Origin of the sequence: Corynebacterium antarcticum, from assembly GCF_016595285.2 — a bacterium.
Taxonomy (GTDB): domain Bacteria; phylum Actinomycetota; class Actinomycetes; order Mycobacteriales; family Mycobacteriaceae; genus Corynebacterium; species Corynebacterium antarcticum.
The window spans coordinates 687,428-703,212 of the sequence record NZ_JAENIP020000001.1 but is presented as its reverse complement, the minus strand read 5'-3'; the positions used below and the strand labels follow the sequence as shown (position 1 = coordinate 703,212).

Genomic DNA, 15,785 nt, shown 5'->3' with positions numbered 1-15,785 from the left:
GGTAACACCACCGGGGAGAGGAGCGGACATGGCGGGATCCACCGACCAGCGGCGTGCCGAGGTCCTGCGCGCGATCGTCGCCGACTACATCGCCTCCCACGAACCCGTCGGATCCAAGGCACTGGTCGACCGCCATCGGCTCGGAGTCAGCTCCGCCACCATCCGCAACGACATGGCCGTCCTCGAATCGGAGGGCTACATCGTCCAGCAGCACGCCAGCTCCGGGCGGATCCCCACCGAGAAGGGCTACCGGCTCTTCGTCGATTCCCTCCACGAGGTCAAGCCGCTCTCCCCGGTCGAGCGGCGGGCGATACGGAGTTTTCTCGAGGACGGGGTGGACCTAGAGGACGTCCTGCGCCGCGGCGTACAGCTGCTCAGTCAGCTGACCAGGCAGGCCGCCGTGGCGCAGCTGCCGACGCTGAATGTCTCCCGCGTCCGGCACTGCGAGGTCGTGCAGCTGAACCCGTCCCGAATCCTGCTGGTCCTGATCACCGACACGGGCCGGGTCGACCAGCGCAACGTCGACACCGACATCGAGCTCACCGCCGACCAGGTGGCCCGGCTCCGGGACGTCCTCAACCAGGCGCTGGTGGGCAAGACACTGAATGACGCGTCGGTCTCGATGGCGGACCTCGCGGCGAACGCTCCGGCCGACATCCGGACAGCCGTGATCCGCGCCTCCACCACGCTCATCGAGACCCTCGTCGAGGCACCCAGTGAGCGGATGGTTCTCGCGGGTGCGTCCAACCTCTCCCGCGTGACCGGCGATTTCCCCGCCGGGCTTCCCACGGTCCTCGATGCTCTGGAGGAGCAGGTCGTCGTGCTCCGCCTGCTGTCCGGCGTGACGGCGCAGGGTGCGGTGCACGTGAGCATCGGTGAGGAGAGCCAGGAGGATCAGCTCCGTGGTGCCTCCATCGTCAGCACCGGCTACGGCGCGACCGGAGCCACCTTCGGGGGAATGGGAGTCGTCGGGCCCACCTACATGGATTACCCGGGCACCATCGCCAAGGTCCAGGCCGTCGCCCGCTACGTCTCCCGGGTGCTCGGCGGCAACTAGCCGCGGAAACCCGCCACGGCAGACTCCTCGCCACCATCACCGTCACCGGACTCGACGACCCTCAAGCCGTCCCCCATCCCGCACTTCGCCCGCGGGGGAGCGGACACGGTACCCGACATGCGGTGGACCCGGATCGGACCCGGGCCCCGGAGAATCAGCGCACCCGCGGCTTCTTGTCCGGGGTCGCCTTCCTTCCCTTCCGGGCCCGGATGTCGTCCGTCGCGAACTGGACCCACACCGACCAGCAGATGAGCAGCACCAGGAGCAGGGCGGTCCACGCGGTGAGCCCGGACAGCGCGAACAGCAGGGCCAGGACCATCAGCGCGAGCGAGACGTAGAAGTGTCGGGCGTCGTGCATGTCAGTTACCTCCGTGTTGTGGGGTCGGGACGACGTGAGCCCGGACTGTGTCCGTATTCACATCGTGGACACGATTGTAGCGGCGCCCCCGGAGCCGGGTCGGGGACGGTTTCCGCCGCTCCGGCGGCGGGAAACGGTACGGACACCGTGAACCCCGCACCCGCTTGGGCGAAGTGCCGGACGCTCACTACTATGGATGGAATGCGGGGATGAACCCCGTTCCCGAACACGCACCCAAGACCCTCATTCCGACCCGGATGTGGTCGGTGACAGAAGGAAGTATCAGACAACGTGGCTCGTGACTACTACGGCATTCTGGGCGTCGACCGTTCCGCATCGGACTCGGAGATCAAGAAGGCCTACCGCAAACTCGCCCGCAAATACCACCCGGACGTGAATCCGGGTGAGGAGGCCGCGGAGAAGTTCCGGGAAGTGTCCCTCGCCTACGAGATCCTGACGGACCCGGAGAAGCGGCGCATCGTCGACCTCGGCGGCGACCCCGCCGAGCAGGGCGGTGGCGGCGGATACGGAGGCGGCTTCGGTGGCGGCGGCTTCGGCGACATCTTCGACGCCTTCTTCGGCGGGGGCGGGACCGGCCGTGGGCCCCGCTCCCGCGTCCAGCCCGGCGCCGACGCCCTGCTGCGGACCTCGATCACGCTCGAGGAGGCTTTCGTCGGCGTCCGCAAGGACATCACGGTCGACACCGCCGTCCTCTGTGAGGAGTGCTCCGGATCCGGCTCCGAATCGGGAGCCAAGCCCGTGCCGTGCCAGACCTGCTCCGGCACCGGTGAATTGCAGGAGATGCAGCGCAGCTTCCTCGGAAACGTGATGACCTCCCGCCCCTGTCCGAACTGCCAGGGCACCGGCGACGTCATCCAGGACCCCTGCAACCGGTGCCACGGGGAGGGCCGCCGCCGGGCGCGCCGCGACCTCGTGGTCACCGTGCCCGCCGGTATCGACGACGGCATGCGCATCCGGATGGCCGGACAGGGCGAGGTCGGCCCCGGTGGTGGTCCCGCCGGCGACCTCTACGTCGAGATCTCCGTGCAGCGCCACCCCGTGTTCAGCCGGGACGGTGACGATCTCCATCTCACCGTCCGGGTGCCCATGGTCGACGCCGCCCTCGGGACGGAGGTCCGCACGGAAACCCTCACCGGTGAGTCACTGACCATCACCCTGCCCGCCGGTTCCCAGCCCGGTGACCGGATCCGGATCGCCGGCTCCGGCATGCCGCGGCTGCGCGCCGAGGGCGCCGGCGATCTCGTCGCGCACCTCGATGTCTTCGTGCCCCGTGAGCTCGATGACCGGTCCCGGGCCCTCCTCGAGAAGCTCCGCGACCACCGGGACGATTCGGCCGAGGTCAACCGCGAAGGTGACGGGCAGGAGACCCTGTTCAGTCGGCTCCGCAACCGGTTCCGGCGATGACCCTCCCCGTGTTCCTCGCCGACCTCGACGCGGTGCTCGCCGGTACGGATCCGGCGCCGTTGCCCGGCCCGGGTCAGACCGTCACCGTCACCGGCCCCGAGGCCCGGCACGCCGTCAGCGTGCGGCGTCTCGGCGAGGGCGATGAACTGGTCCTCGCCGACGGTCGTGGACACGCCGTTCGGTGCACCGTGCGGGAGACCGCGGGCCGGGACACCATGATCCTCACCGTCGATGCGACACTCGCGGCCACGGCGCGTGATCCCCGGGTCACCGTCGTCCAGGCGATCCCGAAATCCGACCGTGCCGAGTTGGCCGTCGATCTCGCGTGCCAGGGTGGCGCGGACGCCATCATCCCGTGGCAGGCCGAGCGCTGCATAGCCCGCTGGACCGGGCCGAAACGCGACAAGGCACTCGGCAAGTGGCGGGCCGCCGCGGTCGCCGCGGCGAAGCAGTCCCGGCGTACCGACGTCCCGCGGATCCCGGCCCTCGCCGACGGCGGTGACGTCGAGGAACTCATCCGGGACACCGTCGCGGGCGGCGGCGAAGCCGTCCTGCTGCACGAGGAGTCTGCGGTCGCCTTCGCCACCGTCAACTGGGCGGACGCCGGTGAGGTGGTTCTCGTCATCGGGCCCGAGGGCGGCATCTCCCCGGCGGAGGTGACGCGCTTCACCGCCGCGGGTGCCCGGGCCGTCCGGCTGGGGCCCGAGGTCCTGCGCACCGCGACCGCGGCACTGTCAGCGCTCTCCGCGATCGGGGCGACCAGCTCCCGCTGGTAAGGTCCACCATGAGTCCACCGGTCACGGCACCGGACTCCCAGATCCCACCGAACATCTTCCCGAAAGTAGGCGAAGCCCCGCACGTGGCCATCTACAACACCGACCAGAGTGTCTCCGAGACCTTCGACATCGACCCGGCGCTCGTGCAGAGCGTGCTCGGTACCACCGACGGAAACCTGAAGACGCTGGAGAAGTACGTCGACTGCGACATCTTCGTCCGCGGGAACACGGTCACCCTGACCGGGCCGGCCCACGAGGTGTCCCGCGCCCGCCGGGTGCTCGACGAACTGCAGGCCACCGCCCGCCGGGGCGGGCACATCAGCCCCACGGCCGTGAAGCACGCCGTCAACCTCGTCACCAGTGAGGCTCCCCAGTCGGTCGCGAACGTCCTCGCCAGCGACATCATCGCCCGCCGCGGCAAGGTGATCCGGGCGAAGTCGCTGGGCCAGAAGGAGTACGTCGACGCGATCGACGAGAACACCATCGTCTTCGGTCTCGGCCCCGCCGGTTCCGGCAAGACCTACCTGGCCATGGCCAAGGCGGTGCAGGCGCTGCAGACCAAACAGGTCAGCCGCATCATCCTCACCCGGCCCGCGGTCGAGGCGGGGGAGAAGCTCGGCTTCCTGCCGGGCACCCTCAACGAGAAGATCGACCCCTACCTGCGACCGCTGCACGACGCCCTGCGCGACATGGTGGAACCGGAGGTGATCCCGAAGCTCATGGAGGCCGGTGTCATCGAGGTCGCGCCGCTGGCCTACATGCGCGGGCGCACCCTCAATGACGCCTTCGTCATTCTCGACGAGGCGCAGAACACCACCCCGGCGCAGATGAAGATGTTCCTCACCCGACTCGGATTCGGGTCGAAGATGGTCGTCACCGGCGACATCACCCAGGTGGACCTGCCCGGCGGCCAGCGGTCGGGGCTCCGGTTGGTGCGCCACATCCTCCGCGGTGTGGAGGGCGTGCACTTCTCCGAGCTGACCAGCGAGGACGTCGTGAGGCACCAGCTGGTCGCCCGTATCGTCGACGCCTACGACGACTGGGAGAACCAGGAGACGAAGGGACGGTCGTCCTGATGGGCACCGAGGTTTTCAATGAGGCCGCCTACGGCGACGTGAACGAGGAGATGCTCATCGACGTCTGCGGCTACGCACTGTCCCGCATGGACGTGCACCCGCAGGCGGAGTGCTCCCTGCACATCGTCGACCCCGACGTCATCGCCGAACTCCACGAACGCTGGCTGGATCTGCCTGGTCCGACCGATGTGATGAGCTTCCCGATGGACGAACTCACACCCGGTTCCGGGCGTCCCGACGCCGCGGAGCCGGGCCCCGCGATGCTCGGGGACATCGTGCTGTGTCCCGAGTTCGCGGAGGGACAGGCGGCTCGCGCGGGGCACAGCCTCGACCACGAGCTCTCCCTGCTCACCGTCCACGGGGTGCTGCACCTGCTCGGCTACGATCACGTCGAGGCCGACGAGGAGCGGGAGATGTTCGCGCTGCAGAACGAGATCCTGGCCGACTGGTACGACGACCTGCAGTCGCGCGGCGTCCGGTACCAGCCCAAGCCCTCGGGACCGGGGGCGTTCCCGACCGCGTCGGACCGGGAGGCCCTCGACCATCTGAACGCGGACGGAACGATCCCCGTGATCGCCGAGCCGGACACGACGGAGAAGAACTGACCGTGAACCCAGTCATGCTGGCGCTCGGGGCGGCTGCCGCCCTGGTCACCTCGGGCGCTCTCGGATCAGTCGAATCGGCTGTGTCGTCGATCTCCCGCGCGCGCGTCGAGGAACTCGTCAAGGATGAACGCCCCGGAGCGGTGAAGCTGCTCCAGGTCGTGGACCGACGGGCCGACCACATAAACCTCCTCGTGCTCCTCCGGACCCTCCTGGAGTCCACCGCGGCGGTGTGCACCGGTGCACTCGCGTTCGAGCTGATCTCCTCCCGGGGCTGGGCGCTGGCGACGGCGATCGCTGTCCTCACCCTGGTCACCTACGTCGTGGTCGGGGTCTACTCCCGCACCATCGGCCGCCAGAACCCGTACACGGTGTCCCTCAAGTCGGCCCTCGTGCTCTCCGTGCTGGCGCACCTGCTCGGGCCGGTGACCAAGGTGCTGATCTGGTTCGGCAACATCCTCGCCCCCGGGGCGGGATTCCGCGACGGCCCGTTCAACACGGAGGTCGAACTCCGCGAGATGGTCGACATCGCCCAGGAACACGGCATCGTCGAGATCGGCGAGCGCCGCATGATCCAGTCGGTGTTCGATCTCGCGTCGACCACGGCCCGCAGCGTCATGGTGCCCCGGCCGGAGATGATCTGGATCGAATCGGACAAGACCGCCGGTCAGGCGACCGCGCTCTGCGTGCGCTCCGGGCTCTCCCGGATCCCGGTGGTCGGGGAGAACGTCGACGACATCGTCGGTGTCGTCTACCTCAAGGATCTCGTCCAGAGGACGTACTCGTCGAGCGACAACGGCCGGAGCGTCAGCGTCGAGGACGTCATGCGCCCGGTGACGTTCGTCCCGGACTCGAAGAACCTCGACGATCTGCTCCGGGAGATGCAGCTCAACCGGATCCACATCGCGCTGCTCGTCGACGAGTACGGAGGTATCGCGGGGCTGATCTCCATCGAGGACATTCTCGAGGAGATCGTCGGTGAGATCGCCGACGAGTACGACTCCGGGGAGGTGGCGCCGATCGAGCGGCTCGCGCCGGGACGCTACCGCGTCGTCTCGCGGCTCACCCTCGAGGATCTCACCGATCTCGTGGACGAGGACCTCGACATCGAGCTGGAGTTCGGCGAGGACATCACCGATCAGGTGGAGACCGTCAGCGGGCTCATCGCCTACGACCTGGGGCGGGTCCCGCTGCCCGGTGCCTCGGTGCGCACCTGCGGCCTGGAGCTCACCGCCGAGGGCGGCCGGGACCGGCGGGGCCGGATGCGGGTCAAGTCCGTCATCGTGACGGTCCTCGATCCGGAGACCGGCAGCGCCGACGTCCGCTGAGCGGACTCCGCGGTCACGGCGCACCCACGGGGTACGATGGGAGATCATCCGGGACCGACCGCCCCAAGTACGGGGAGGCCGGGCCCATGAGCATCACCCACCGACAATCCGGGGCCGTCCGGCTCCGTGGAGGACTAGAACAACGTTGACTTCATTCACCGACACCCCCGAGGGGTTCCGCTCCGGTTTCGTCAGCTTCGTGGGGCGGCCCAACACGGGCAAGTCGACCCTGACGAACGCACTGGTCGGCGAGAAGATCGCCATCACCGCCAACCAGCCGGAGACCACGCGCCACCCGATCCGCGGCATCGTTCACCGTCCCGACGCCCAGATCATCGTCGTGGACACCCCGGGGCTCCACCGGCCGCGGACCCTGCTCGGGGAGCGGCTGAACGAGATGGTCAAGGAGACCTACTCGGACGTCGACGTCATCGGCATCACCGTGCCGGCGGACGAGAAGATCGGCCCCGGTGACCGGTGGATCCTGGACGCGGTGAAGAAGGTCGCCCCGAAGACAACGATCGTCGGGATCGTGACCAAGGTGGACAAGGTCTCCCGGGATTCCGTCGCCGTTCAGCTGATGGCCCTGCACGAGATGCTCGGCGGTGACTGCGAGGTCGTCCCGGTCTCCGCGCAGTCCGGTGAACAACTCGATGTCCTCGTCGATGTCCTGACCGGCGTGCTGCCGGAGGGGCCGAAGTTCTACCCGGACGGCCACGTCACCGACGACGACCGGAACACCCGCATGTCGGAACTGATCCGGGAGGCCGCGCTCGCCGGCCTGAAGGACGAACTGCCGCACTCGGTCGCCGTCGAGATCGACGAGGTCCTGCCCAACGAGGAGCGCCCCGACGTCCTCGACATCCACGCGGTCCTCTACGTGGAACGTCCCGGTCAGAAGGACATCATCATCGGCAAGGACGGCCGTCGCCTGGGGCGGATCATCCACAACTCCCGCAAGGAGATCATCGAGCTGATCGGCCAGAACATCTACCTCGATCTGCGGATCAAGGTTCTGAAGAACTGGCAGTCGGATCCGAAGGCGCTCGGCCGCCTCGGTTTCTAGGATGCGCGCACCGAGCTTCCGCGACCGGGCGCTCGTGGTGCGGACCCACGACTTCGGGGAGGCCGACCGCGTCGTCGTCCTCCTGACCCGCGGACACGGCCTGGTGCGCTGTGTCGCGAAGGGGGTGCGGCGCACCAGATCCCGGTTCGGGTCCCGCCTTCAGCCCTTCGTCGAGCTCGACGTGCAGCTGTACCCGGGGCGGAACCTGCACAGCATCACCGGTGCGGACACCGTGGCCTACCACGGTTCCGGGCTCATCGAGGACTACACCCGCTACACCTGCGCGTGTGCGGTCCTCGAATCCGCGGAACGCCTCGCCGTCGCCGAGTTCGGCGATGACCCGTGGCTCTTCGACGCCAGCGCCGCGGCACTGGCCCGGCTGCGCACGGTCGTCGATCCCACGGCCGAGCTCGACTCCTTTCTGCTCCGGGCGATGGGTCACGCGGGTTGGGCGCCGAGCCTGTTCGACTGCGCGCAGTGCGGACGACCCGGACCGCACCACGCCTTCCACCCCGCGGCCGGGGGAGCGGTGTGCGGGATGTGCCGGCCCCCGGGGGCCGCGACCCCCGATGAGGCGGTGCTCCGGCTCATGTGGTGGCTCGCCCACGAATCGTGGGCGGCTGTGGAGGACGCGCGTGCGGCCTCCGAGAACGCCGGGGACGGGATGTTCACCGACTTCGCGGGCCAGGCGCATCAGCTCGTGCGCGCGCACCTCCACTGGCACCTGGAACACCGCGTGCGGTCCCTGGATCTGCTCGATCAGGGCTGACCCCGGGTGAGTGGCCGGGGTGGTTTTCCGCGACGGGGGCGGGTGGCACAATGGAGCGGTGACTGTGAACACCACTCCGCCCGACATCCCCGCCGAGTTCCTCCCCAGGCACATAGCACTGGTGATGGACGGCAACGGCCGCTGGGCCACGGAACGGGGAATGAAGCGTACCGAGGGCCACCGCAGGGGAGAGGCCGTACTCCTAGACGTCGTGGACGCCTGCATCGCCCTCGGCGTCCCGTATCTGTCCGCCTACGCGTTCTCCACGGAGAACTGGCGACGTTCCACCGATGAGGTCCGCTTCCTCATGGGGTTCAACCGCGATGTACTGCGTCGGCAGCGGGACGGTCTGCACGCCAAGGGGGTGCGTGTCCGGTGGGTCGGACGGCGTCCGCGGCTGTGGCGCTCGGTGATCCGCGAGCTGGAGGCCGCCGAGGAACTGACGAAGGACAACACGACCATGACGCTGGCGATGTGCGTCAACTACGGCGGTCGCGCGGAGATCATCGACGCCGCCCGGCAGATCGCCGCGGAAGCCGCGGCCGGTAGACTCCGCCCCGACCAGATCACCGAGGCGACGTTCCCGGACTTCCTCGACGAGCCGGACATGCCGGACGTGGACCTCTTCCTCCGCCCGTCGGGGGAGAAGCGCACATCGAACTTCCTGCTCTGGCAGTCCGCCTACGCAGAAATGGTCTACCAGGACAAGCTCTTCCCCGACTTCACCCCGCAGGATCTCTACGACGCGGTGGTCGAGTACGCCCACCGGGACCGACGGTTCGGAGGTGTCAGATAGATGACGGAGCACACCGGGAAAACGGTGGTCGGGGAACCTACCCGCGCACAGATCAGACGGTGGCAGCGTTACCTCGCCAATGAACGGGCGGAGGCCGCGGTCTACCGCGAGCTCGCCCTGCACAAGACCGGCGAGGAGCGAGACATCCTCCTCTCCCTGGCGGACGCCGAGGCGCGGCACGAGGAACACTGGCGCACGCTGCTGGGCAATCACGTCGGCATGCCGCGGCGCCCCGACTACTCCACCCTCCTGATGGGTTTCCTCGCCCGCCGCTTCGGCAGCGTGTTCACCCTCGCCCTCATGCAGTCCGCCGAGCAGCGCACCCCGTACCTCGACGACGAGGACGCCACGGACCAGATGACCGCCGACGAGTGCATCCACGCCGAGGTCGTGCGGGGCCTTGCCGCCCGCGGAAGGGAACAGATCTCCGGTAATTTCCGGGCCGCCGTGTTCGGGATGAACGACGGCCTGGTCAGCAACCTCGCGCTCGTCCTCGGCGTCGTGGGGGCCGTGACGAGCAACGGCGTGATCGTGATGACCGGGTTGACGGGCCTGCTCGCCGGGGCACTGTCCATGGCGGCCGGAGAGTACATCTCGGTGTCCTCGCAGCGGGACCTCCTCGAGGCCTCGACCGCCGATCCGATGGCCTCCGCGCAGCTGCCGCAGCTGGACGTGAACGCCAATGAACTCGAGCTGGTCTACCGTGCGCGCGGCATGAGCGGCGGGGAGGCGAAGGCGAAGGCCGCGGCGGTCTTCGCCGGTATCCGGGCGAACCGCCCCGTGGAACGGGAGGCGATCTCCACGGTGCCGGTCGGTGCCGCGCCCACCGATCCGGAGGTCGTGGGGTCCGGGACGTCCGCCGCGGTGCACAGTTTCCTGTTCTTCGCCTCCGGCGCCCTGATCCCGTGCGTGCCGTTCTTCTTCGGGCTGTCCACCCTGACGGCCGCGGTGATCTCCTGCGTTCTCGTCGGGATCGCCCTGCTGTGCACCGGTTCCATCGTCGGCCTGCTTTCCGGGATGCCCCCCATCCGGAAGGCTCTGGTCCAGCTCGGGGTCGGTCTCGGTGCCGCGGCGGTCACCTTCGGCCTCGGCAACGTGATCGGCGTCGTGGTTTGAGCTGACCGACGCCGTCTCCCGGCCCCGTCAGTTGTCCGTGCCGGTGCTCCGTCCGGCACGGCAGTCGGCGCACACGCCGAACACCTCGGCTGTGTGGCCGGTGAGCTGGAAATCGTTGCGGCGGGACTCCTCCAGCGCCCATTTCTCCACCGGTCCGCCCTCGATCTCGATCGTGTGACCGCACTCGGTGCAGACGAGGTGGTGATGGTGAGCCTCTGTGTCGCAGTGCCGGTAGAGGGACTCACCGGTCGCCATGTGCAGGACATCGACCGCGTGGATGTCCGCGAGCGACTGCAGGGTCCGGTAGACCGTGGTCAGACCGACCTTGTGGTTCCGTTCGCCGAGCTCGCGGTGGATCGTCTTCGCGGACGCGAAGGTGTCCAGATCGCGGAGCACCTCGACCACGGCGGCGCGCTGGCGGGTACTGCGGACACCCAGCTTCGGGATTGTCGAGTCCTGATTACCGGACATGTTCGGGGTCCTTCCTGCAGGGTGCATGATCAGCTGCCCCTGATTCAGGGGGTGCCTGGAGCCCCCTGTCGCCGGACCGTACGGCGGTGGGACAGTCTCTTTCCCACATGATAGCGCGTCAACGTCAACCGCTACCCCGTACCTGCCGTCGTCCCACGGGGTGGACCGCAGGGGAAAACCCCGGGCCGAACCTGAGCTCCGGATCCCGCGGGTTAGACTGGTCCCGGACTGGTGCGACGGGGGGAGACCCCTTCTCCGGTGCGCTCCGGTACCCACGGAGCCGCCGGGGAACGTGAAACCCCGGCGCCGCCGTCACCGAGCATCAACGAACCGTACATCTTCCCTTTAGGAGTACTGAAGAATCGTGGCACAGAAAACCACCATCGAAACCGTCGTGAACCTCTGTAAACGACGCGGACTGGTCTACCCCTGCGGCGAGATCTACGGCGGTACCCGCTCCGCGTGGGACTACGGCCCGCTCGGTGTCGAGCTGAAGGAGAACATCAAGAAGCAGTGGTGGCGGTCCATGGTGACCTCGCGTCCCGACGTCGTCGGCCTGGATTCCTCGGTCATCCTGCCCCGTCAGGTCTGGGTCTCCTCCGGCCACCTCGAGGTGTTCACCGACCCGCTCGTGGAGTCACTCCACACCCACAAGCGCTACCGCGCCGACCACCTGCTGGAGGCCTACGAGGAGAAGCACGGTCACCCGCCGGCAAACGGTCTCGCCGACATCAACGACCCTGAGACCGGTCAGCCCGGCAACTGGACCGAACCCCGTGAGTTCTCCGGCATGCTCAAGACGTTCCTCGGCCCCGTGGATGACGAGGAGGGGCTGCACTACCTGCGCCCGGAGACCGCACAGGGCATCTTCGTCAACTTCAAGAACGTCATGACCTCGGCCCGGATGAAGCCGCCGTTCGGTATCGCGCAGATCGGCAAGTCCTTCCGCAACGAGATCACCCCGGGCAACTTCATCTTCCGGACCCGCGAGTTCGAGCAGATGGAGATGGAGTTCTTCGTCAAGCCCGGCGAGGACGAGGAGTGGCACCAGTACTGGATCGACCACCGGTTCAACTGGTACGTCGATCTCGGCATCGATCCGGAGAACCTGCGCCTCTACGAGCACCCGCAGGAGAAGCTGTCGCACTACTCCAAGCGCACCGTCGACGTGGAGTACGCGTTCCACTTCGCCAACGGCAAGTGGGGTGAGCTCGAGGGTGTGGCCAACCGCACCGACTTCGACCTGTCCACCCACGCGAAGGGTTCCGGCGAGGACCTCTCCTTCTTCGACCAGGAGTCCGGTGAGCGCTGGATCCCCTATGTCATCGAGCCCGCGGCCGGTCTCGGTCGGTCCATGATGGCGTTCCTCGTCGACGCCTACCACGAGGATGAGGCCCCGAACTCGAAGGGCGGCGTGGACAAGCGCGTCGTGCTGAAGCTCGACCGCCGCCTCGCGCCGGTCAAGGTCGCGGTTCTGCCGCTGTCCAAGAAGGACACGCTCACCCCGACCGCGGAGAAGGTCGCCGAGACCCTCCGTCAGCACTGGAACATCGAGTACGACACCTCCGGCGCCATCGGCCGCCGCTACCGTCGCCAGGACGAGATCGGCACCCCGTTCTGCGTGACCGTCGACTTCGACACGCTCGAGGACAATGCGGTCACCGTGCGCGAGCGTGACACGATGGAGCAGGAGCGGGTCGCCATCGATGAGCTGGAGAGCTACCTCGCCGCACGACTGATCGGCTGCTGACCCCGCCGAGGGCACCGGGCCCCGGATCCGGGGCCCGTTCACCGGAAGAAAGGCTGACACACCGCCATGGAGAACCTGACCTGGGGACCACGGGAAACGAACGACGGGCAGACGACCCTGTCCCTCGCGCTGGGGGACCGGGACGTCGCCGTGTTCGGCACCGAGCCCGTGGACGACCACCGCGCCACGGTCGAGGGTGAGGAATGGCGGTTGTCGGCCCCGAGATCCGGCCCGCTGCGCGCGACCCTCGCCGACGGCCGGGTGTTCACCGCGACGCCCGACCGACCCCGACTGGCCCGCGCGAAGAAGATCACGGTCGACTTCGCCGGCGACGGGGAGGCCGTGTTCGTGAACGAGGCCCGCACCGACTGGGTCATCGAGGCCGCCGACGGCACCAAGCTGGGCCAGTTCTCCGGCGCGAACCACGGGGTCCGGAAGGTCATCGTGGAGATGGAGCCCGACGCGGATCTACCGCTCGACCGTGCGGTGTTCAACGCGTGGGTGTCCCGGATGGCGCTCGAGGCGAAGATGATCAGCTCCACCGTGGTGCTCACGGTGAGCCTGCTGATCCTGACCCCGCTGATCATCTGGTTCTTCCTGAATTGAGCGCCGGAGGAACGATGCCTGCCGGGGACGAGGACAAGGCGGGACTGTTCGCCGACGAGTCACCCGACCGCTGGGTCTGGGCGGACGGGTACCTGAGGGACGGTCACGGGGACGTCATCGCGATGATGTCCGCCGGCGTGATACACACCGCGGACGACCGGATCCTGGTGGAGCGTTCCGCTCCCGGACTCCGTTTCCGCTGTCGGGCTACGCTGTCCGGCGGTGACGTCTACACCGTGGCCCAGCAGGGCCTCACCGTCCGCCGGCTGACGGGCTACTGCGCGGGTACCCGGTACACCCTGCGCCGGCGTTCCCTGTTCGGCACCCACCGCGACATCATCGGACCCACGGGGATCGTCGCCTCGACGCATCCGGACCTCCGGGGAGGGCTGGAGATCTTCGACGGCCCCCGGCACACCGACCTGCCCACGGTCCACGGCGTCGTGCTGTCCTGGGCGTGCGTCCTCGTGGACGCCGCGGAACGGAACACCAGGGTCTGAACCCCGCGGGGCGGGGTCAGAACTTGCCGCCGAAGGACCCACCGAGGTTCCCGCCGCCACCGCCGCCGCCGAATCCGCCGCCACCGAAACCACCGCCGAATCCGCCACCGCGGCCACCGTTGCTGAGGATCGAGTTGAGCACCATACCCGCGATGAACGCACCGTTCCCGCCGCCGCTGCGGCGATTCATCCGTCGCTCGTAGTCGCGGATGTCCCGCTGCGCGGCGGAGAGGGCCGCATTCGACGCGGTGACGCACTGCCCGGCGGCCCGGGTCGCGGCCCGGAGATCCCCGTCCCGTTCATTGAGCGCCGTGGCGTGCAGCCGCTTGGCTGCGGCGAGGTGGGTCCGTGCGGTCCCCCCGATGACCCTGCCGCGGGTGGAGATGAGGTCCTCCGCGGCCTGCAGGGTCGTGCTCGCGGTTCCCATCGCCCGGTTGAACAGCTCCCGCCGCCGGCCGGCGTCGGCCGCCTCGGTGCGGAAGGAGTCGAGGTGGTCGTCGAGCTCGGCGTCGAGGGCGAGCAGCGCCTCCCAGGTGCCCAGCGGGTCACTGTCGGCCCGGGACATTGCCTCGGAGGTCTCCCGCTCCGCTCGTGCGGTGATGTCGGCGAGCGCGGAGTGATCGACGCGGAGGTTGTCCCTCTCGGCGGCGGAGATGATCTGCCTCGCCTCAGCGATCTCCGCCCGGATCTCCTCGGCGAGGGGGCCGAGATTGGCGCGGGCGGCGCGGATGTTCGATTCCCCGTGCTCCACGCCGTCGAGGAGCTTCTCCGCCTGCTGGAGAGCGGACTCGATGTGCCGGATGTCGTCCACGAGGCCGCCCTGCTGTCCGGCCGGTTTCGCGGCCAGGGAACGGGCCCGGTCCATGGTGGACTCGGCCTCGTCCAGGTGCGCCTCGGCCAGATCCGGGTTGTCGTCCAGCGTGGACACCCACCCGGCGTCGAAGCGGTCGTGCAACTGGGTGAGGGATCCGCGGGCCAGCGGGAGACGGGTGCGGAGACCGATGGTCTTCTGCGTGAGCTCGTCCAGGCGGCTGTCCGCGTTGATCAGCAGGTTCCGCATGGAACTGAACTCGTCGGCTCGGGCCTCGAGTGCCTGATCGGCCTTCTTGCAGCTGGTGATGATGTCGATCAGCATCCCCCGGCGGGTCCCGGTGTCCTCGGGCACCGCGTCATCGAGACGCCGCTTCATCGTGAAGGCCCGTTGCAGCGTCCCCGTCGAGTCGTTCATCGCGCGGGTGAACGGGCGCGTGCGTTCCGCACCGAACTCGGCCACCGCTAGATCGAGCTCCTCACGGGCCCCCCGGATCGACTCGTCGGTGCTCACGAGTTCCTCCTGCGCCAGCTCCTCGAGGACGTCGAGGGGCATGTCCTCCAGCCGGTCCGACTGCTCCGGCGGCAGTTCCCGGGCACCGGTGACCAGGGCGGCGCGCTTCTTCCGGGAGTTCTTCTTCGCGGATCGCTTCACACCGACGAACGTCGCCGCGGCAGCGCCACCGCCACCGAGGAGGAACAGCCAGCCCGTGCCCGACATCCCGCCTCCGGAGCCGGAGGCCGCGTCGACGAGCGCGAAGGCGGAACCCGGGAAGTCGGAGTCCACCAGGTGGTCGTACGCCGCGTCGCGCATGCGCTCGACCTCGGAGGAGGAGAACTCCTTCCCGTAGCTCAGTCCGTAATCCCGGGACTCCACCGCCACCGCGTACACGAGCACATTGGCGCCGTCATTCGCGCGGAACTCCCTCTCGGCCCATTCGGAGCCCTCGGTGCCGCCGAAGTCGCGCTCGAAGACGATGTAGATCTTCTTCGCCGAGGACTTCTGGTAGTCCCGGATCCTCGCCTCCAAGTCGGCGATCTGCCCGGCATCCAGGACCCCGGCGTTGTCGGTCACCGTCGAGGTCAGCACCCCCGGCTGCTGCGCGACGACGGAGACCGCCTGATCAGCCCATGCGGCCGGCGCGCCGGTACCGAGGAGCGCCAGCATCCCGATGGCGCCAGCCCCCGCCAGACGGACGGGGAGCCTGCTGAACAGCGGTGGGTGCGCCGGTCGGGCGGCGCGGCGCGGACGGGGGAACGGTGCTGCGGTACTCATGGC

General features: G+C 68.7%; 16 protein-coding genes. 13 read left to right on the top strand and 3 right to left on the bottom strand.

The annotated features are described in order from the left end of the window. Window positions 1–28: 28 nt before the first annotated feature. A complete protein-coding gene (gene hrcA, locus JIM95_RS03110) occupies window positions 29–1,057 on the top strand; it encodes a heat-inducible transcriptional repressor HrcA (protein ID WP_200260892.1) in 1,029 nt (342 codons plus the stop codon). A 154-nt stretch (window positions 1,058–1,211) separates the two neighbouring features. Here hrcA and JIM95_RS03105 read toward each other — a convergent pair whose 3' ends face one another. Next, window positions 1,212–1,415, bottom strand: a complete 204-nt coding sequence (locus tag JIM95_RS03105; RefSeq protein WP_200260895.1) for a hypothetical protein — start codon at window positions 1,413–1,415, stop codon at window positions 1,212–1,214. Window positions 1,416–1,706: 291 nt separating this feature from the next. On the opposite strand from JIM95_RS03105, the gene dnaJ reads away from it, so the two are divergent. The 9 genes from dnaJ to JIM95_RS03060 all read left to right on the top strand — a co-directional run bounded on the left by dnaJ (window position 1,707) and on the right by JIM95_RS03060 (window position 10,369). Then, window positions 1,707–2,840 carry a molecular chaperone DnaJ gene (dnaJ, locus tag JIM95_RS03100; RefSeq protein ID WP_200260898.1) on the top strand — a complete coding sequence of 378 codons (1,134 nt, stop codon included), beginning with the start codon at window positions 1,707–1,709 and terminating at the stop codon, window positions 2,838–2,840. Continuing rightward, window positions 2,837–3,616: a 16S rRNA (uracil(1498)-N(3))-methyltransferase gene (locus JIM95_RS03095; RefSeq protein ID WP_200260901.1), complete on the top strand. Its 780-nt coding sequence runs from the start codon at window positions 2,837–2,839 to the stop codon at window positions 3,614–3,616. The genes dnaJ and JIM95_RS03095 overlap by 4 nt, the downstream gene beginning before the upstream one ends. A gap of 8 nt (window positions 3,617–3,624) precedes the next feature. Then, window positions 3,625–4,692 carry a PhoH family protein gene (locus JIM95_RS03090; protein ID WP_200260904.1) on the top strand — a complete coding sequence of 356 codons (1,068 nt, stop codon included), beginning with the start codon at window positions 3,625–3,627 and terminating at the stop codon, window positions 4,690–4,692. After that, on the top strand, window positions 4,692–5,297 hold the full coding sequence (gene ybeY / locus JIM95_RS03085; protein WP_200260907.1) for an rRNA maturation RNase YbeY: 606 nt from the start codon (window positions 4,692–4,694) through the stop codon (window positions 5,295–5,297). The genes JIM95_RS03090 and ybeY overlap by 1 nt, the downstream gene beginning before the upstream one ends. A 2-nt stretch (window positions 5,298–5,299) precedes the next feature. Next, window positions 5,300–6,622 (top strand): hemolysin family protein, encoded by a 1,323-nt coding sequence (locus JIM95_RS03080; RefSeq protein WP_248112582.1) that lies wholly within the window; start codon window positions 5,300–5,302, stop codon window positions 6,620–6,622. A 145-nt stretch (window positions 6,623–6,767) separates the two neighbouring features. Next, window positions 6,768–7,688 (top strand): GTPase Era, encoded by a 921-nt coding sequence (era, locus tag JIM95_RS03075; RefSeq protein WP_200260909.1) that lies wholly within the window; start codon window positions 6,768–6,770, stop codon window positions 7,686–7,688. A gap of 1 nt (window position 7,689) precedes the next feature. Beyond that, on the top strand, window positions 7,690–8,457 hold the full coding sequence (gene recO, locus JIM95_RS03070; protein ID WP_200260912.1) for a DNA repair protein RecO: 768 nt from the start codon (window positions 7,690–7,692) through the stop codon (window positions 8,455–8,457). A gap of 64 nt (window positions 8,458–8,521) precedes the next feature. Continuing rightward, entirely contained in the window at window positions 8,522–9,253 is a 732-nt protein-coding gene (locus JIM95_RS03065) for an isoprenyl transferase (RefSeq protein ID WP_248702940.1), read from the top strand. After that, entirely contained in the window at window positions 9,254–10,369 is a 1,116-nt protein-coding gene (locus JIM95_RS03060) for a VIT1/CCC1 transporter family protein (protein WP_200260917.1), read from the top strand. It abuts the gene before it with no gap. Between the two features lie 27 nt (window positions 10,370–10,396). Here JIM95_RS03060 and JIM95_RS03055 read toward each other — a convergent pair whose 3' ends face one another. After that, window positions 10,397–10,840 carry a Fur family transcriptional regulator gene (locus tag JIM95_RS03055; protein WP_200260920.1) on the bottom strand — a complete coding sequence of 148 codons (444 nt, stop codon included), beginning with the start codon at window positions 10,838–10,840 and terminating at the stop codon, window positions 10,397–10,399. A 364-nt stretch (window positions 10,841–11,204) separates the two neighbouring features. Between JIM95_RS03055 and JIM95_RS03050 the strand changes: the two genes are divergently transcribed. The 3 genes from JIM95_RS03050 (at window position 11,205) to JIM95_RS03040 (ending at window position 13,696) form a co-directional block, all read left to right on the top strand. Beyond that, a complete protein-coding gene (locus JIM95_RS03050) occupies window positions 11,205–12,590 on the top strand; it encodes a glycine--tRNA ligase (RefSeq protein ID WP_200253150.1) in 1,386 nt (461 codons plus the stop codon). A gap of 66 nt (window positions 12,591–12,656) precedes the next feature. Continuing rightward, the gene (locus JIM95_RS03045; RefSeq protein ID WP_200260923.1) at window positions 12,657–13,196 is read left to right on the top strand and encodes a hypothetical protein; all 540 of its coding nucleotides are present in this window, start codon (window positions 12,657–12,659) and stop codon (window positions 13,194–13,196) included. A 14-nt stretch (window positions 13,197–13,210) separates the two neighbouring features. After that, window positions 13,211–13,696, top strand: a complete 486-nt coding sequence (locus tag JIM95_RS03040; RefSeq protein ID WP_200260926.1) for a hypothetical protein — start codon at window positions 13,211–13,213, stop codon at window positions 13,694–13,696. Between the two features lie 16 nt (window positions 13,697–13,712). Here the strand turns inward: JIM95_RS03040 and JIM95_RS03035 are convergent, their stop codons facing one another. Then, the gene (locus JIM95_RS03035; RefSeq protein ID WP_200260929.1) at window positions 13,713–15,782 is read right to left on the bottom strand and encodes a TPM domain-containing protein; all 2,070 of its coding nucleotides are present in this window, start codon (window positions 15,780–15,782) and stop codon (window positions 13,713–13,715) included. Window positions 15,783–15,785 lie beyond the last annotated feature (3 nt).